The organism is Variovorax sp. VaC1, from assembly GCF_043658315.1.
Taxonomy (GTDB): domain Bacteria; phylum Pseudomonadota; class Gammaproteobacteria; order Burkholderiales; family Burkholderiaceae_C; genus Variovorax.
Genome location: NZ_JBIGLT010000010.1, coordinates 1 through 17194, shown reverse-complemented (window position 1 = coordinate 17194; position 17194 = coordinate 1). Strand labels below are relative to the sequence as shown.

Genomic DNA, 17194 nt, shown 5'->3' with positions numbered 1-17194 from the left:
TCATCCATTTCCGACCGGGCCGAACCTTTTGCAGCCCGGATTTCGCACACTCGCGCCACTTCCATGCTCCTCATTCCCGCCATTGATCTCAAAGACGGCCATTGCGTTCGCCTCAAACAGGGCGACATGGACCAGTCCACCATCTTCAGCGAAGACCCCGCCGCCATGGCCCGCAAGTGGGTCGATGCCGGCGCACGGCGGCTGCACCTGGTCGATCTGAATGGCGCCTTTGCCGGCAAGCCGCAGAACCACGCGGCCATCAAGGCGATCCTGAAGGAAGTCGGCGACGACATCCCGGTGCAGCTCGGCGGCGGCATCCGCGACCTCGACACCATCGAGCGCTACATCGACGACGGCCTGCGCTACGTGATCATCGGCACCGCCGCGGTCAAGAACCCGGGCTTCCTGAAGGACGCCTGCAGCGCCTTCGGCGGCCACATCATCGTGGGCCTCGACGCCAAGGACGGCAAGGTCGCCACCGACGGCTGGAGCAAGCTCACGGGCCACGAGGTGGCCGACCTGGGCAAGAAGTTCGAGGACTACGGCGTCGAGTCGATCATCTACACCGACATCGGCCGCGACGGCATGCTCTCGGGCATCAACATCGAAGCCACCGTCAAGCTCGCGCAGGCGCTGACCATTCCGGTGATCGCCTCGGGCGGCCTCTCGAACATGGCCGACATCGACCAGCTCTGCGCGGTCGAATCCGATGGCGTCGAGGGCGTGATCTGCGGACGCGCCATCTACTCGGGCGACCTCGATTTCGCCGCCGCCCAGGCGCGCGCGGACGAGCTGGCCGGCGCCTGACGCCTTCTTCCGGCCTGTACTTCCTGTAGCGCGTGCTCTCCGCGCTCGCCATCGCCAACTACCGTTCGCTGCGACAGCTGACGGTGCCGCTCGGCCGGCTCACGGTCGTAACGGGCGCCAACGGCAGCGGCAAGTCGAGCGTGTACCGCGCGATGCGGCTCTTGGCCGACATCGCCAACGGCGGCGTGATCCGTTCGCTGGTGCGCGAGGGCGGGCTGTCTTCGACGCTCTGGGCGGGGCCGGAGAGCTTCTCTGGCGCGATGCTGCGGGGCGAAATGCCGGTGCAGGGGACACGGCGCAACGAGCCGGTCGCGCTGCGGCTGGGTTTCGCGGGCAGCGAAGCAGAAGACTTCGGCTATGCGATCGATATCGGCCTGCCGTCGTCGTCATTGCCGACCAGCTTTTCGCACGACCCCGAAATCAAGCGAGAGGTCATCTGGAACGGCCCGTGGCTGCGGCCTTCTACGCAGTTGGTCGACCGCAAAGGCGCTGCACTCCGCTTGCGCGGTGACAACAACAAGAGCTGGCAGGCCGTCGGCCGCCCCATCCCCGCTTTCGCCAGCATGATGACCGAGTACGCTGACCCGCACGCGGCCCCCGAGATGCTCACGCTGCGCGAGCAGATGCGCTCGTGGCGCTTCTACGATCACTTCCGCTCGGACGCCGACGCACCCGCGCGCCAGCCGCAACTGGGCACCTACACGCCGGTGCTCGCCAACGACGGCGCCGACCTGGCCGCAGCGTTGCAGACCATCCGCGAGATCGGCGACGACGAGGCGCTCGACCGTGCCGTCGACGATGCCTTCCCGGGCGCCCGCATCGAGATCCGCGTGGCCGAAGACCGCTTCGAAACCCTGATGCACCAGCACGGCCTGCTGCGCCCGCTGACCGCCGCCGAGCTGTCGGACGGCACGCTGCGCTACCTGCTCTGGATCGCCGCGCTGCTCACGCCCCGGCCGCCGTCGCTGCTGGTGCTCAACGAGCCCGAAACCAGCCTGCACCCCGACCTGCTGCCCGCGCTCGGACGCCTCATTGCGCAGGCGGCGCGTGGGTCGCAGGTGATCGTGGTGTCGCACGCCGCGCGCCTGATCGCCGCGCTCGAAGACAGCGAAGACCTGCGGTCGGTGGTGCTCGAAAAGCAGTTCGGCGAGACCCGCATCGCGAACCTCGACATGAGCGAAATCCCGCGCTGGGAGTGGCCGGCGCGCTAGGGCGGCATCGGGCTGTTCGACGTTATCCGGCTCCCTATTCGGCCTTCACCTTCATCGTCTGGATGATCGTCTCGAGCTGCGCGCTCATCGGCAGATTGAGGCTCTCGCCCGAAGGCAGCTTGCGCAGGAACCAGCGCTTGTACTGCCGGTCGATCTCGCCGTCTTCCGCCAGCACCTGGAAGGTGTCGATGACGAGCTTGTTCAGTTGCGCATCGCCCTTGCGGTACATGATCCCATAGGGGTCGTAGGAGAGGAAGTCGCCGACCACCTCGTAGTCGGCCTTGGCGGTGTCTTGCGCGATCAGGCCATAGAGCAGCACGTCGTCGGTGGCGAAGGCATCGGCCTGGCCGCTCTTCACGAGGCCGAAGGATTCGGCGTGGTCGCGCGCCACCTGCAGCTGGATGCCGAGCTTGAACTTCTCGGACAGGTCGCGCAGCGTTTTCTCGTTGGTGGTGCCGGCCGTCACGGCCACCTTCTTGCCGGCCAGATCGCGGAAGGACTTGATCGGCGAGCCCTTTTTCACCAGCACCTTGGTGCCCGAGACGAACATCGTCGGCGAGAAGCTCACGTGCTTCTGGCGCTCGAGGTTGTTGGTGGTCGAGCCGCACTCCAGGTCGACCTTGCCACTGGCAACCGCATCGATGCGGGAGTCGGAAGTCACGGGTTCCCACTTGATCGCGAGGCTCTTGTTCACCGCGTCCTCGATGGCCGTCACCAGTGAGCGGCAGAGCTCGATCGAATAGCCGATGGGCTCCTTGCGCGCATTGAGGTACGAGAAGGGCACCGACGACTCGCGGTAGCCGATGGTGATGGCGCCGGTTTCGCGCGCCTTGGCCAGGGTGCCGGTCAGTGCGGCGAGGCCCTGGTCTTGCGCCTGCGCCGCCGCCCCCGCGATAAGGGCTGTGGCCGCCAGCAGCAGAGTGGCCAGGAAACGCGGCAGCGACAGCGGGCCTTGGCGCTTCATGGCGTGGCTCATGCGTGGGCCGGGTGGGCGAGGGTGGCTTCGCTTTCCGCGTCCAGCGCCCGAGCGTTGACCTCGGCATCGCTCTCGGAGAGCAGCTCGCCTTCCCACTTGGCGACCACCGCGGTAGCGATGGAGTTGCCCACCGCGTTGGTGGCCGAGCGGCCCATGTCGAGGAAGGTGTCGACACCCAGGATCAGCAGCAGGCCGGCCTCGGGGATGTCGAAGTGGTTCAGCGTGGCGGCGATCACCACCAGCGAGGCGCGCGGCACGCCGGCCATGCCCTTCGAGGTGAGCATCAGGATCAGCAGCATGGTGACCTGCGTGCTGATCGGCATGTGGATGTTGTAGGCCTGCGCGATGAACAGCACGGCGAAGGTGCAGTACATCATCGAGCCGTCCAGGTTGAACGAGTAGCCCATCGGCATCACGAAGCTCGAGATCTTGCGCTTGACGCCGAAGCGGTCGAGCGCCTGCAGGATCTTGGGGTAGGCGGCCTCGGAGCTTGCAGTGGCAAAGGACAGCAGGAAGGCCTCCTTGATGAGCACCAGCAGCTTGAACACGCGCGGCCCGAGGAACACGAAGCCCGCCAGCACCAGCACGCCCCACAGCACGAAGAGGCCGAGGTAGAAGTCGCCCATGAACACGGCGAACTTGATCAGGATGCCCAAGCCGTTCACCGCCACCGTGGCAGCCATGGCGGCCATCACGGCCAGCGGCGCGAGCTTCATCACGTAGCCCGTGATCTTGAGCATGGCGTGCGAGAGTTCTTCGATGGCCGCCACCAGCGTCTTGGCCTTGTCGCCAAGCGAGGCGAGGGCGACGCCGAAGAACATCGAGAACACCACGATCTGCAGGATCTCGTTGTTGGCCAGCGCCTCGATGAAGGAGCGCGGCACCGCGTGATAGACGAAATCCCGGAAGGTGAACTTCGAGGTGGCCAGGTTGGTCGAGGCCCCGATGTCCGGCAGCGGCAGCCCGAGGTTTTCGCCGGGCTTGAGCAGGTTGGCCATGACCAGGCCGATGATCAGCGAGATCAGCGATGCGGTGATGAACCAGCCCAGCGACTTGCCGAACACGCGGCCCACCGACTTGGCATCGCCCATGTGCGCGATGCCCACCACCAGCGTGGAAAACACCAGCGGTCCGATCAGCATCTTGATGAGGCGCAGGAAAACGTCCGAGATGATGGAGACGTAGTCTGCGATTTCCTTGGCGGAGCTCTTGTTCGGAAAGCTCGTGAAGATCATGTAGCCGATGAAGATGCCAAGCACCATGGCAATCAGGATCCAGGCGGCCATCGGCAGCTTTTTCTTCATGCGTATCCCCTTTTGTTGTGTCGGAGTGATTTTCTCGTATGCACGGGACCGACTTGCACGTTTGTCTCCTGATGCAAGCAGTCACAGGGTATCCAAGAAGGCCCCGTGCACGCAATGGCCTGATGCCAAATCCATGCCATGAAGCGCCCGCTGCCTACAATTCCTCACATGGAAATCAGCTCGATCGAGTTTCGCGGCCAGCCCGCATTGCGTGCCACGGGGGCCGACGGAAGCCACCTCACAGTGGCTCTGCACGGTGCGCAAGTGCTGTCCTGGACCACGGCCGACACAGTGGAAAGGCTCTATTTGAGCCCGCGCGCCGTGTTCGACGGGCAGGCCGCCATCCGCGGCGGCGTGCCCATTTGCTGCCCTCAGTTCAACCAGCGCGGCATGTTGCCCAAGCATGGGTTCATGCGCAATTTGCCTTGGGTGCAAGAGGCCGCGGGCACGTCCGATACGCTGCGACTGATGTTGCGCGACAGCGAAGCCACCCGAAAGATCTGGCCGCACGCTTTTGAGGCACGGCTCGACGTCACGCTGTCCGCAGGCCAGCTGCGCACGGCGCTCACCCTGACCAACATCGACCGCGCGCCCTGGACCTTCGCCGCGGCGCTGCACACCTATCTGCGTGTCGACGACATCGCCACGGTTCACCTCGAAGGCCTGCAGGGTGCCAACCGATGGGATTCGCTGCGGGACGACCGCCATGTGGAAACCGCGTCGGCTCTGCACTTCGATGCCGAGTTCGACAGCGTCTACGGCGCGCCGGCCACACCGCTGCGGCTGGTGCAGCCCGGCGGTACCCTCGAGATCGCACAAAGCACGAGCTGCAGCGAAACCGTGGTCTGGAACCCGGGCGCGCTGCTCGGTGCGAAACTCGCCGACATGCCCGAAGACGGCTATCGCCACATGCTGTGCGTCGAAGCGGCGCGCATCGACGAGCCGGTGCTGCTGGCACCCGGCGCCCAATGGCAGGGCTGGCAACAGCTTCGCGTTCTCTGATTTCTTACCGGTTCATTCCCATGCTTGCCAAACGCATCATTCCCTGCCTCGACGTCACCGGTGGCCGTGTCGTCAAGGGTGTCAACTTCCTTGAGCTGCGCGATGCCGGCGACCCGGTGGAAATCGCCGCGCGCTACAACGCGCAAGGCGCCGACGAGCTCACCTTTCTGGACATCACCGCCACCAGCGATGGCCGCGACCTGATCCTGCCGATCATCGAAGCGGTGGCTTCGCAGGTCTTCATTCCGCTGACCGTGGGCGGCGGCGTGCGCACTGTGGCGGACGTGCGGCGCCTGCTCAATGCGGGCGCCGACAAGACCAGCTTCAACTCGGCCGCGATAGCCGACCCGCGGGTGATCAACGACGCCTCGCAGAAGTACGGCGCGCAGTGCATCGTGGTGGCCATCGATGCCAAGCGCCGCAGCCCCGAAGACGCGGCCACGCGCGGCGCGGGCTGGGATGTGTACAGCCACGGCGGCCGCAAGAACACCGGCCTCGATGCCGTCGAATGGGCCACCGAGATGGTTCGCCGGGGCGCGGGCGAGATCCTGCTGACCAGCATGGACCGCGACGGCACCAAGAGCGGCTTCGACCTGGCATTGACCCGCGCGGTGAGCGACGCGGTCGACGTGCCGGTGATCGCATCGGGCGGCGTCGGCAACCTCGACGACCTGGCTGACGGCATCCAGACCGGCGGCGCCGATGCGGTGCTGGCGGCCAGCATCTTTCACTACGGCGAATACACGGTCGGACAAGCCAAGGCCCGCATGGCCGAGCGCGGTATCCCCGTGCGCAGCTGAGCTTCAAGGGTCTTTTTCTATCCCCGACAATATGCCGATGAATTGGCTCGATGAAGTGAAATGGGACGCGAACGGGCTGGTGCCCGTGATCGCGCAGGAACAAGGCAGCAACGACGTGCTGATGTTCGCCTGGATGAACCGCGAGGCGCTCGAAAAGACCGCCGAGCTGGGCCGTGCGGTGTATTTCAGCCGCTCGCGCAACAAGCTGTGGTTCAAGGGCGAGGAATCGGGCCACGTGCAGACCGTGCACGAGATCCGCCTCGATTGCGACAACGACGTGGTGCTGCTCAAGGTCACCCAGCTGGGCCACGAGCCCGGCATCGCCTGCCACACCGGCCGCCACAGCTGCTTTTTCAGCAAGTACGAAAAGGGCCAGTGGACCGTGGTCGAGCCGGTCTTGAAAGACCCGGAGTCGATCTACAAATGACGGCCGCCGTGAACACCTCCGACGCCCTCGCACGCCTGGCCGCGGTCATCGAGACCCGGCTGCCCGCGCGCGGCGGCGATCCCGAGAAGAGCTACGTCGCGCGCCTGCTGCACAAGGGCCCCGATGCCTTCCTCAAGAAGATCGGCGAGGAGGCCACCGAGGTCGTGATGGCCGCGAAAGACGCCGACCACGGCGGCGACCGCTCGAAAATAGTGAACGAAGTGGCCGACCTGTGGTTCCACACCATGGTGGCGCTCGCGCACTACGGCTTCTCGCCGGCCGATGTCGTCGCGGAGCTCGAGCGCCGCGAAGGCACCAGCGGCATCGAGGAAAAGGCCTTGCGCAAGGTGCACGCCCGCGAGGCTGGCAACGACTGAAAGGACGATATCCCATGGCCAACGACATCGTGAACGTGGAACCCGACGACTCCCTCAAGACCTGGGGCTGGGTGAGCTACATCCTGCACCTGATCGTGGCCATCGGTGCCGTGCTGCCCGGGGCGCAGGCCTCGGTGCTGCTGCTCCTGGTGGCGCTGGTCATCGACTTCGTGAAGCGCGAGGACGCGGCCGGCACGTGGCAGGCCTCGCACTTCAGCTGGCGCATCCGCTCGGTGCTGTGGGCCGGCCTGGCCTACCTTCTGACCGCATGGCTCTGGCTGCTGCTCTTCGTGCCCGGCTGGATCGCCTGGAGCCTGATTTCGCTGTGGTTCCTCTACCGGATCGTGAAAGGCATGATCCGCATGAACGACGGCCGCCCCATGGAACCCAAAGATGTCATCTGATCCGAACTGCGTTTTCTGCAAAATCATCGAGGGCAAGATTCCCTCGCGCAAGGTCTACGAAGACGACGACCTGTTCGGCTTTCACGACATCGCCCCCTGGGCGCCGGTGCATTTCATGCTGGTGCCCAAGAAGCACATCGCCTCGATGGCCCAGCTGACGTCCGACGACGCGGCGCTGATGGGCAAGATCATGACCCTGGCGCCCAAGCTGGCGCTGGAGCAGGGCTGCCGGCCGTATCCCGACGGCGGCTACCGGGTCGTCGTCAACACGGGGGCCGAGGGCGGGCAGGAGGTTCACCATCTCCATGTCCATGTCATGGGCGGTCCCCGGCCGTGGCTTCGCGGCTGAGCGGCATTAAGCCAAACTGTCACATTCCGCCCGACTAAAATCGGACACATTCTTAGGAGTCTTCCATGGGTTCTTTTTCTATCTGGCACTGGCTGATCGTGCTGCTCGTCGTGGTCATGATCTTCGGCACCAAGAAGCTGCGGAACATGGGTTCGGACCTTGGTGGCGCCGTCAAGGGCTTCAAGGACGGCATGAAGGACGGTGCCTCGTCCGATGCCCCCGCCGCCTCGTCGGCCCCCGCCCAGCAAGTGACCGGCCAGCCGGCCAACGGCGACAAGTCGGCGATCGACGTCGAAGCGCGTCAGAAGTCCTGAGCGCGGACCGCACGTGCTCGACCTCGGCATTGAGAAGCTGGCGCTGATCGGCGTCGTGGCGCTGATCGTCATCGGTCCGGAGAAGCTGCCGCGCGTGGCGCGCACCGTCGGCACCCTGCTCGGCAAGGCCCAGCGCTACGTGAACGACGTCAAGGCCGAAGTCAATCGTTCGATGGAGCTTGACGAGCTGCGCAAGATGAAGACCACGGTCGAGGATGCCGCGCGCGACGTCGAGCACAGCATCCACGCCGGTGCGAGCGAATTCGAGAAGCAGTTTTCCGGCTCGGGCGAAACGCTTTCGGCGCTGGCCGAGCCCGAGCCTTCGGTGCCCGAATACAGGCACCCCCGCAAGAACTGGCGCCTGAAGCAGGGCGCCACGCCGCAGTGGTACAAGGCGCGCAACGGCGTGCGCACCAAGGCGCTGTCGGGTGCGGCGCGGGTTGCCCGTTTCCGCCCCCACAAGATCAACTAGCGCACCCCCACCACCGCGTTGTTCGTGCGCCGCACGCCGGCCGACGTCACGCTTTCTTCTTTTCCAATGGCCGATTCCGACAACAAGAACAAAGACAAAGAAGACGAGCTGGCGGGCACCGAACAGCCGTTCGTGGCGCACCTGGTCGAGCTTCGCGACCGCCTGCTGTATTGCGTCTATGGCCTCGTGGTCGCGGGCATCCTGCTGGCCATCTGGCCCGGCCCGGGCGGGCTGATCGACCTGATCGCCATGCCGATCAAGGCCCACATGCCGCACGATGCGAAGCTGATCGCGATCGGCGTGTTCTCGCCGTTCTTCGTACCGCTCAAGGTGCTGATGATGGCGGCCGTGCTGCTGGCATTGCCCTGGCTCATGTACCAGGCGTGGATGTTCGTGGCACCGGGCCTCTACAGTCACGAAAAGAAGTTCGCGCTGCCGCTGATCTTCTTCGGCAGCCTGCTGGCGTATGCGGGCATCGCCTTCGTGCAGCTCTTCGTGCTGGACAAGATGTTCAGCTTCATCCAGCGTTTTGCGCCCGCCGCTGTGCAGGCGACGCCGGACATTTCTTCGTACGTCGAGGCCATCCTCTCGCTCTACATCGCCTTTGGCGTCGCCTTCCAGGTGCCTATCGTGGTGATGCTGCTGGTGCGCTTCGAGATGGTGACCATCGAGAAGCTGAAGTCCTTCCGCGGCTACTTCATCGTGGTGGCCTTCGTGGTGGCTGCGGTGCTCACGCCGCCCGACGTGGTGTCGCAGCTTGCGCTGGCGGTGCCGATGTGCCTGCTGTACGAGGTGGGCATCATCGGTGCCCGCTACTTCGCGAGCACGGGCAAGAAGCCCGAAGACGAAGAAAGCGCCGATTCGGCTTCCAGCTGAATCAGAGGGCAGGGCGCGTAACGGGGCACACCGCATGCCCCATCCGCTTGCAGCCCTGGCCCTGAAGTAGTTCCAGCCCAAGCCCCAAAAGCTGTTCCAGAAACACCGAGGAACCGGCTTTGCCGGGCCTCAGGTGTTGCCCCCGGTAGGGGGAGAAACAACACGAAGTGCGCAAAGCCTGAGGGCGAGCTTATTCCTGCTGGTTGGGAACTTGGCGAACCGGGCTCTTGGGCCGCAGGCCCGGTGTCACGTCCAATTCCATCTTGTCGCTGCCGCGCTGAAGCGCAAACCGCGAGGTGCTGCCGGGCTTCAGGCCTGCCACCGCGGTCAGCAGGGCCTGCACGTTATCGGTCTTCTTCTCGCCCACCGAGGTGATCACGTCGCCCGGGCGAATGCCGGCCTTGGCGGCGGGGCCGTTCTGCAGCACGCCGGTGATGATGACGCCCGCGTCCGCCTTCACGCCGAAGGTCTCGGCCAGTTCGGGCGACAGCTCGTTCGGCTCGACACCGATCCAGCCGCGGCGCACCTGGCCTTCCTTGACGATCCCTTCGAGCACGATCTTGGCCATCGACACCGGGATGGCGAAGCCGATGCCCATGCTGCCGCCCGAGCGCGAATAGATCGCCGTGTTGATGCCCTGCAGGTTGCCGTTGACGTCGATCAGCGCACCGCCCGAGTTGCCGGGGTTGATGGCCGCATCGGTCTGGATGAAGTTCTCGAAGTTGTTGATGCCCAGCTGGTTGCGGCCCAGCGCCGAGACGATGCCGCTGGTCACGGTCTGGCCCACGCCGAAGGGGTTGCCGATGGCCAGCACCTGGTCGCCCACCTGCAGTTCATCGGAGTTGCCCAGCACGATCACGGGCAGCTTGTCGAGCTCGATCTTGAGCACGGCCAGGTCGGTGTCGGGGTCGGTGCCGATCACCTTGCCGCGCGCGTGGCGGCTGTCGTTCAGCGTGACCTCGATCTCGTCGGCACCCTCGACCACGTGGTTGTTGGTGAGGATGTAGCCGTCGGGGCTCACGATCACGCCGCTGCCCAGGCCCACTTGCGGCTGGTCGTCCTGGTCGCCGAAGAAGAAGCGGAACCACGGGTCGTTGCTGCGGGGATGGCGCTGCGCAGCCTTGCTGGTGTTGATGCTCACGACCGCCGGCGAGGCCTTCTTGGCCGGCACGCTCAGGCTGCCGGGCGTCGGAATGGCCGGGTTGCCGGTGGGCGCCTCGACGATCGACACCACGCCGCCCAGCGAGGTCGCGCGCTTGTTGAGCCATTCGGGCTTGAGCGTCGCGACGACGAAGTAGGCCGCCAGCAGGACGGTCACGGCTTGGGCAAAGAGCAGCCAGGTGCGTTTCATGAAGCTTGAATGAAAAAGGCAGTGGAAAGCGCCATCCGGCGCGGTACTGCATGCGATTGTCCCTCAATGACGCGGCCTGGAAACGCCACCGCCCGGCCGGGATTGGGGTCGCGCGACAATGTCGCGATGAGCACCACCCGACATGAACTGCTGCACGCATTCGACCTGCTGTTGGCCCCCGGGCGTTTCAAGGACTACGGCCCCAACGGCTTGCAGGTCGAGGGGCGCACCGTGGTGCGCAAGATCGTCTCGGGCGTGACCGCCAGCCGCGCGCTGATCGAAGCCGCGATCCGGGCGGAAGCCGACGCCATCTTCGTGCACCACGGCCTGTTCTGGCGCGGCCAGGACGGCTGCGTCACCGGCTGGATGAAGCAGCGCCTGAGCCTGCTGCTGGGAAACGACATCAATCTGTTGGCCTACCACCTGCCGCTGGATGCGCACCCCGAGCTGGGCAACAACGCTCAGCTTGGCCTGCAACTGGGGCTCGTGGCCCACGCGGGTTCGGCAGGACGCTTCGGCGAGCAGGAGCTGGGTTTTCTCGGCGCGCGCAACAACGGCGAGAGCTTTGCCAACGCCAAGGCGCTCGCAGTGCATGTGGAAGGCGTGTTGAATCGGCCCGTAACGCTTGTGGATACGGCGAGTCGCGCTATTAAAAACATAGCTTGGTGCACGGGCGGTGCCCAAGGCTACTTCGAAGCGGCGATCGCGGCCGGCGCCGATGCCTTCATCACCGGCGAGATCTCGGAGCCCCAGGCCCATTACGCGCGCGAGATGGGCGTCGCCTTTCTCGCCTGTGGCCACCATGCGACCGAGCGTTACGGCGCGCCGGCGGTGGCCGGGCACGTGGCGGCACAGCTGGGCCTGGTGCACGAATTCATCGACATCGACAACCCGGCATGAGCGCTACGCAGCCTTCCCACGCCAGTGCGCACCGCAGCCATGCGGCGCACGAGGGCCATCCAGTGAGCGAAGCAGCCATCGCGATCACGCTGGGCGATCCCGCGGGCATCGGCCCGGAGATCATCGTCAAGGCGTTTCGCGATGCGCCTGATGCGACGCGTGGCGCTTTCGTCGCGGGCGACGTCGGCACCTTGCGCCGGGCATCGCAAGCCCTGGCCTCGCCGGGGCAACTGGCGTGGCCGGTGCTGGAGATCGAATCCGTGGCCGAAGCGGCGACGGTGCCGCCCGGCTGCATCCCCGTCTTGCAGGTGATTGCTCCGCCCACTCACATCGAATTGGGGCACATCAGCGCTGAGGCCGGGCGCGTGGCGGGCGAATGCGTGGTCTGGGCCGCGCGGGCCGCGCTACGCGGCGAAATCGCGGCCATCGTGACCGCGCCGCTGCACAAAGAGGCGCTCTCGGCCGCCGGCTTTCCGTACCCCGGTCACACCGAGCTGCTGCAGGCCGAAGCGGCTGCGCACCTGGGGCGCAGCGTGGCCGACGTGCCGGTGCGCATGATGTTGGCCAACGACGAATTGCGCACCGTGCTCGTCAGCATCCACATGTCGCTGCGCCATGCCATCGAGGCGGTGCGCTTCGAAGGCGTGCTCGAGACGCTGCGCATCACGCACCGGGCGTTGAGCCATGCGCTGGGCCGCGCGCCGCGCATCGGCGTCGCGGGCCTGAACCCGCATGCGGGCGAGGGCGGCCTCTTCGGGTCGGAAGAGCGCGAGATCATCCTGCCGGCCATCGAGGCCGCGCGCGCCGAAGGCATCGACGCCAACGGCCCGCATGCGCCCGACACGGTGTTCATGCGCGCGCGCGCCAAGGCCGGCGTGCCGTCCAGCGGCGAGTTCGATGTGGTGATCGCGATGTACCACGACCAGGGTTTGATTCCGGTCAAGTACCTCGGCGTGGAGAAGGGCGTGAACGTGACGCTGGGGCTTCCGCTGGTGCGGACCAGCCCCGATCACGGCACCGCGTTCGATATCGCAGGCACTGGCCTTGCCGATGCGTCGAGCCTCGTCGAGGCGCTACGCATGGCGCGCAAGCTTTCAACTAGCAGTTCTTGAGGTAACGCGGAACCGGCGCGTGGCCGGTCGGTTGATCCCCCTCGTCGAGGCGAAGGGAGTGAGAGGGCAACGCGACACGCAGTGCGCGTCACCCGGCTCACCCAAAGACCGGCGACAGTTATCGCTTGAGGCTGTCGCGGATTTCGCGCAGAAGCGTGATGTCTTCCGGCGTGGCGGCCGGTGCGGCGGGCGCCTCGGCTTCGGTCTTCCTCAGCCTGTTGATCTGCTTGACCATCATGAAGATGATGAAAGCGAGGATCACGAAGTTGACCGCGATGGTGATGAAGTTGCCATAGGCCAGCACCGGAACGCCAGCCTTCTTGAGGTCTGCCAGCGTGTTGGCCACGCCGGCCGGTGCAGTGCCCAGCACCACATAGAGGTTCGAGAAGTCGAGCTTGCCGAACACCACGCCGACCAGCGGCATGATGATGTCGGCCACGAGCGAGTCGACGATCTTGCCGAACGCGGCACCGATGATCACACCGACCGCGAGGTCGATGACATTGCCCTTGACGGCAAATTCCTTGAATTCACTGAGGATGCTCATGATTCAAAAGGCTGCTGGAGCTCTGCTGTTGAAGGAGTGCCGAGTATGCCCGCGATTGCTCACTTCTCCTGAGGACGCAGCGCAACGCTGACGTGATCCGCCGGCAGCCCTTCACGACTGCGCGTGGCAATTTGCCTGTAGCCGTCCTCGAGATGACGCACGAAGCGCGGCGTGTCGAAGTAGCCGCTGCGTGCATCCTTGGCCGCGACGAGCCGTGCGCGCAGTGCGGCCAGTTCGTCGGGATGCGTGGCGTAGTGGATGGCCTTGTGCACATATTCGTCGTGGTTCGTGGCCACCAGTTCCGGCAGCCCGATGGCGCCCAGCAGGCTGCCCGCCATGCGCGACACCATCGTCGTGCCCGTGAGCGCCAGCAGCGGCACGCCCGACCACAGCACGTCGTTCGCCGTGGCGCCGCTGCTGTAGGGGAAGGTGTCGATGAACAGGTCGGCCAGGCCGATGCGCGCCAGATGCTGGTCGACCGGCATGCGCGGCGACACGATCAGCCGCTCGGCCGCGAGGCCGGCCTTCTCCCAGTGTGCGCGCAGGTTGTGCTCGAAGCCGTTCGGCCCCTGTGCCAGCCACAGCACCGAGTTCGGGATGCCCTGCACGATGCGTACCCATGCCTCGAAGGTCTCGGGCTGGATCTTGAAGGACTGCGAGAAGTTGCACAGCACGAAGGCGTCTTCGGGCAGGCCGTGCTCGGCGCGCGTGGGCTTGTGCGGGTTGACGGGGCGCTTGGTGTCGATCACCTGGAAGGTCTCGGGCAGGCGCAGCAGCTTTTCGGAGTAGCAGTCTTCCGTGCCCGGTGGCGAGAGGTAGTTGTCGGACACCAGGTAGTCGTAGTTCGGCGTACCGCTGGTGCCCATGTAGCCCAGCCACATGAGCTGCGCGGGCGCCGCATGGTAGGCCAGCACCTGCGGCTTGGCACCGCGCGTGTCGCCCGAGAGGTCCACCAGGATGTCGATCTCGTCCTCGCGGATGCGCTCGGCCATCTGCTGGATCGACTGGCCCTGCAGGTCGACGAAATGCTCGACGGACGCCGCGATGCGTGCCCGCGCGGGATGGCCGTCGTCCGGGCCATAGGAGTAGATGAAGACTTCGAAGTCCTGGCGGTCGTGCTGGCCGTAGAGCTCGGCCGTCAGGTGCGCGACCGGGTGGTTGCGGAAGTCGAACGAGTAGTAGCCCACGCGGATGCGCGGCGAGGTGCGGCGGGCGCCCGCGCCGGCAAAAGGCCTGATGGCCGCGTTGCGATCAGCCAGCAGGGCGGAGCGCTGCGTCCAGTTCATGAGGCGGCGCGCGTCGTCGTAGTTCGACATCAGGATGAACGACGACACCGTGTGGTCGTTGCCCGGGCTGTCGAGCAGCGCCGCGATCCGCTCGCGCAGCGCGGGCACGCCGTTCCAGTCGGCGATGTGCGCCTTCTCGCCCAGCATCCACACCATGGCCGGCATGAAGTCCGGGTCGTCGCGCAGGCACTGCTCGAACTCGGCGATGGCCGCCTCGGACTGGCCGGCCATCACGTAGGTCACGCCCAGGTTGCAGCGTGCGAGCACCTGGCGCGGATGCACTTCGAGTGCTTTCTTCAGCACTTCGATGGCGGTGTCGAAATGGCCCAGCCGGAAATTGACCGTGCCCAGGTTGTTCAGCAGCAGTTCGTGCTCGGGCAGGCTTTCGAGCGCGAGCTTGTAGAGCTCGGCCGATTCGGCGAAACGCATCGACACGCCCTCGAGCGCACCGCACACGCCGTACAGCGCGGCCACGCCCTCGGGGTCGGCCAGCGCCTTGTGGCGCTCTTCGGCCGGCCAGTTGCGCATGGCGCGCTGCATGGGTTCGATCGCTTCTTCGGTGCGGCCGCAGGCCTGCAGCGCGCGCGAGAGCATGAATGCGGCCTCGCAATCCAGCGGATCGGCGGCGGCATGCGCGTACGAGTCGAGCGCGGCGGCCCAGTCCTTTTGGTGCGCGCGGATCTTGCCGATGTTCTTGTGCGCGGCGGCGTAGTTCGGATCGAGCCCCAGTGCCTGGCGGAACTGCACGATGGCTTCGTCGAAGCGGTCCTGCTCCATGTCGATCGCCCCGGCGTTGTTCCATGCCGCGGGCGCTTGCGGCGCGAGCCGCGTGGCTTCGGCCGCGGCCTCGCGCGCCTGGCGGAACTTCTTCTGCTGGCGGTAGACCGCCGACAGGTTCACGTAGGCCTCGGGGTAGTTCGGCAGCGCCTTGATGGCGCGGCGAAGGTCTTGCTGCGCCTCGGCCGCCAGGCCCATGTGCATGAAGATCGTCGCGCGGGTGTTGAAGTAGAAGGGGTGCTGCGACTGGGCGATGGCGCGGTTCACGTAGTTCAGCGCCAGCTTCGGGCGGCCTTGCCGGTACAGCGCCTCGCCCGTCAGGTGTAGCGCATCGGCGTGCTCCGGAAAGCGCGACAGCAGCGCCTCGTAGACCTGCAGGGCTTCGGCGAAACGACCAGCCCGGTGCAGCGTCAGTCCCTGTTCCAGAAGACTGCCGGCGTCTTCGGCCGGTGTGGAAGGAGCGGGGGCGAGAGAAGGTGAGTTCATGAAGCCGTGTGATGGACGGGTCAGAGGAGAGCGGCCGCTTGGATGCCGGCCTCCGCACAAGTGAAAAAGCCGGTCACCCAGTATAGGGTCCGGCCTTTCGTTTTCATCCGCTGGCATTCCCGCGGCGCGTGGGCGCCACGGGAATGCAAGAGCCGGATTACCAGGACCAGGAGGCGCCGATACCGCCGCCGACCTTGCCGCTGCTGCCGCTGCCGAGGTTCACCTTGATCTGCGCGCCTTCGCCGATGCGGAAGCTGGCAGCTGCGGCGATGGCCGAGCGGCCGTCGTAGGAGCCCACGCCCACCCCGATGCCGAAGCTCTTGCCCGCTTCGAGCGCCGGCACCGAGGCCGCGGCCAGTGCGATGGCCGCGCCGGTGCTGCTGGTCTTGCGCATGTCCTGCACTTCGTTGCGGACCTGGTTCAACTGCGACATGTTCGCGGCGTCCGTCGGCAGCACGCCAGGAGCCACGTTCTGCACGCGGCCGTTGGCAACCACGCCGTTGCCCGCCGTGATGGTGCCGCCCGCCGTCACGTTGCCTGTGACGTTGACCGTGCCCGCGTTCAGCGTCGTGACGTTGCCGGTCACGGCGTTGATCGTGGTGATGTTGCCGGTCTGCGTGTTCAGCACCGTAATGTTGCCGTTGGCGGCCGTGATCGTCTGGAAGTTGCCGGTGGTGGCATTCACCGTGCTGGCGTTCACCGTGTTCGCGTTCACCGTCGTCGCGCTGACCGTGTTGGCGGTCAGTGCGTTGATGGTGGCGCTGGCGGCCGACAGGTTGGTGGTGCTGACGTTGGTGGCGCTCAGCGTGTTGATCGTGCCGCGGCTCGCCGTCAGATTGGTGGTGCTGACGTTGGTGGAGCTCAGCGTGTTGATCGTGCCGGCGTTGGCCGTCAGGTTCGTCGTGCTGACGTTGGTGGCACTCAGCGTGTTGATGGTGCCGGCATTGGCCGTCAGATTGGTGGTGCTGACGTTGGTGGCGCTCAACGTATTGATCGTGCCGGCGTTGGCTGTCAGGTTCGTCGTGCTGACGTTGGTCGCGCTCAGCGTGTTGATCGTGCCGGCGTTGGCCGTCAGGTTCGTCGTGCTGACATTGGTCGCGCTCAACGTGTTGATCGTGCCGTTGTTGGCCGTCAGGTCCGTCGTGCTGACGTTGGTCGCGCTCAACGTGTTGATCGTGCCGTTGTTGGCCGTCAGGTTCGTGGTGCTGACGTTGGTGGCGCTCAGCGTGTTGATGGTGCCGTTGTTGGCCGTCAGGTTCGTGGTGCTGACATTGGTTGCGCTCAACGTGTTGATGGTGCCGTTGTTCGCCGTCAGGTCCGTCGTGCTGACGTTGGTCGCGCTCAGCGTGTTGATCGTGCCGGCGTTGGCCGTCAGGTTCGTCGTGCTGACGTTGGTGGCACTCAGCGTGTTGATGG

The 17194-nt window shown here is 65.8% G+C and carries 19 protein-coding genes; 13 read left to right on the top strand and 6 right to left on the bottom strand.

Going from position 1 to position 17194, the window contains the following annotated elements; all coding sequences use genetic code 11:
* The first annotated feature begins 63 nt into the window (after positions 1–63).
* On the top strand, positions 64–807 hold the full coding sequence (gene hisA / locus ACGLHS_RS31215; protein WP_093246059.1) for a 1-(5-phosphoribosyl)-5-[(5-phosphoribosylamino)methylideneamino]imidazole-4-carboxamide isomerase: 744 nt from the start codon (positions 64–66) through the stop codon (positions 805–807).
* A gap of 32 nt (positions 808–839) precedes the next feature.
* Positions 840–2018 carry an AAA family ATPase gene (locus ACGLHS_RS31210; protein ID WP_394485680.1) on the top strand — a complete coding sequence of 393 codons (1179 nt, stop codon included), beginning with the start codon at positions 840–842 and terminating at the stop codon, positions 2016–2018.
* A 34-nt stretch (positions 2019–2052) separates the two neighbouring features.
* On the opposite strand, the gene ACGLHS_RS31205 is transcribed toward ACGLHS_RS31210, so the two are convergent.
* Together ACGLHS_RS31205 and ACGLHS_RS31200 are read right to left on the bottom strand one after the other, a co-directional pair.
* Complete coding sequence (locus tag ACGLHS_RS31205) at positions 2053–2982, bottom strand: amino acid ABC transporter substrate-binding protein (RefSeq protein ID WP_394485679.1); 930 nt, start codon at positions 2980–2982, stop codon at positions 2053–2055.
* An 8-nt stretch (positions 2983–2990) separates the two neighbouring features.
* The gene (locus ACGLHS_RS31200) at positions 2991–4298 is read right to left on the bottom strand and encodes a dicarboxylate/amino acid:cation symporter (protein ID WP_394485678.1); all 1308 of its coding nucleotides are present in this window, start codon (positions 4296–4298) and stop codon (positions 2991–2993) included.
* 168 nt (positions 4299–4466) lie between these two features.
* Between ACGLHS_RS31200 and ACGLHS_RS31195 the strand changes: the two genes are divergently transcribed.
* From ACGLHS_RS31195 to tatC, 9 genes are all read left to right on the top strand, one after another.
* Positions 4467–5300, top strand: coding sequence for a D-hexose-6-phosphate mutarotase (locus ACGLHS_RS31195; RefSeq protein ID WP_394485677.1), 834 nt, complete (start codon positions 4467–4469; stop codon positions 5298–5300).
* 20 nt (positions 5301–5320) lie between these two features.
* The gene (hisF, locus tag ACGLHS_RS31190) at positions 5321–6100 is read left to right on the top strand and encodes an imidazole glycerol phosphate synthase subunit HisF (protein WP_394485676.1); all 780 of its coding nucleotides are present in this window, start codon (positions 5321–5323) and stop codon (positions 6098–6100) included.
* Between the two features lie 37 nt (positions 6101–6137).
* Positions 6138–6527 carry a phosphoribosyl-AMP cyclohydrolase gene (gene hisI / locus ACGLHS_RS31185; RefSeq protein WP_013539725.1) on the top strand — a complete coding sequence of 130 codons (390 nt, stop codon included), beginning with the start codon at positions 6138–6140 and terminating at the stop codon, positions 6525–6527.
* Positions 6524–6904 carry a phosphoribosyl-ATP diphosphatase gene (locus tag ACGLHS_RS31180; protein ID WP_093246052.1) on the top strand — a complete coding sequence of 127 codons (381 nt, stop codon included), beginning with the start codon at positions 6524–6526 and terminating at the stop codon, positions 6902–6904. The genes hisI and ACGLHS_RS31180 overlap by 4 nt, the downstream gene beginning before the upstream one ends.
* Positions 6905–6918: 14 nt before the next feature.
* Positions 6919–7308 (top strand): hypothetical protein, encoded by a 390-nt coding sequence (locus tag ACGLHS_RS31175; protein WP_093246051.1) that lies wholly within the window; start codon positions 6919–6921, stop codon positions 7306–7308.
* Complete coding sequence (locus tag ACGLHS_RS31170; RefSeq protein WP_394485675.1) at positions 7298–7657, top strand: histidine triad nucleotide-binding protein; 360 nt, start codon at positions 7298–7300, stop codon at positions 7655–7657. Before ACGLHS_RS31175 ends, ACGLHS_RS31170 begins: the two co-directional genes overlap by 11 nt.
* A 65-nt stretch (positions 7658–7722) precedes the next feature.
* The gene (tatA, locus tag ACGLHS_RS31165; protein ID WP_093246048.1) at positions 7723–7971 is read left to right on the top strand and encodes a Sec-independent protein translocase subunit TatA; all 249 of its coding nucleotides are present in this window, start codon (positions 7723–7725) and stop codon (positions 7969–7971) included.
* A gap of 13 nt (positions 7972–7984) precedes the next feature.
* Positions 7985–8443: a Sec-independent protein translocase protein TatB gene (gene tatB / locus ACGLHS_RS31160; RefSeq protein WP_093246047.1), complete on the top strand. Its 459-nt coding sequence runs from the start codon at positions 7985–7987 to the stop codon at positions 8441–8443.
* A gap of 66 nt (positions 8444–8509) precedes the next feature.
* Positions 8510–9319: a twin-arginine translocase subunit TatC gene (tatC, locus tag ACGLHS_RS31155; RefSeq protein ID WP_093246187.1), complete on the top strand. Its 810-nt coding sequence runs from the start codon at positions 8510–8512 to the stop codon at positions 9317–9319.
* A 190-nt stretch (positions 9320–9509) separates the two neighbouring features.
* Here tatC and ACGLHS_RS31150 read toward each other — a convergent pair whose 3' ends face one another.
* Positions 9510–10670, bottom strand: a complete 1161-nt coding sequence (locus ACGLHS_RS31150; protein ID WP_093246046.1) for a trypsin-like peptidase domain-containing protein — start codon at positions 10668–10670, stop codon at positions 9510–9512.
* 126 nt (positions 10671–10796) lie between these two features.
* Between ACGLHS_RS31150 and ACGLHS_RS31145 the strand changes: the two genes are divergently transcribed.
* Both ACGLHS_RS31145 and pdxA read left to right on the top strand, forming a co-directional pair.
* Positions 10797–11570: a Nif3-like dinuclear metal center hexameric protein gene (locus tag ACGLHS_RS31145; protein ID WP_394485763.1), complete on the top strand. Its 774-nt coding sequence runs from the start codon at positions 10797–10799 to the stop codon at positions 11568–11570.
* Positions 11567–12682: a 4-hydroxythreonine-4-phosphate dehydrogenase PdxA gene (gene pdxA / locus ACGLHS_RS31140; RefSeq protein ID WP_394485674.1), complete on the top strand. Its 1116-nt coding sequence runs from the start codon at positions 11567–11569 to the stop codon at positions 12680–12682. The genes ACGLHS_RS31145 and pdxA overlap by 4 nt, the downstream gene beginning before the upstream one ends.
* Before the next feature lie 118 nt (positions 12683–12800).
* Here the strand turns inward: pdxA and mscL are convergent, their stop codons facing one another.
* From mscL to ACGLHS_RS31125, 3 genes are all read right to left on the bottom strand, one after another.
* Positions 12801–13229, bottom strand: a complete 429-nt coding sequence (gene mscL, locus ACGLHS_RS31135; protein WP_093246044.1) for a large conductance mechanosensitive channel protein MscL — start codon at positions 13227–13229, stop codon at positions 12801–12803.
* Positions 13230–13288: 59 nt separating this feature from the next.
* Complete coding sequence (locus ACGLHS_RS31130) at positions 13289–15778, bottom strand: tetratricopeptide repeat protein (protein ID WP_394485673.1); 2490 nt, start codon at positions 15776–15778, stop codon at positions 13289–13291.
* Positions 15779–15935: 157 nt separating this feature from the next.
* The coding region (locus ACGLHS_RS31125; RefSeq protein ID WP_394485671.1) for a YadA-like family protein at positions 15936–17194 on the bottom strand (1259 nt) is incomplete at its 5' end.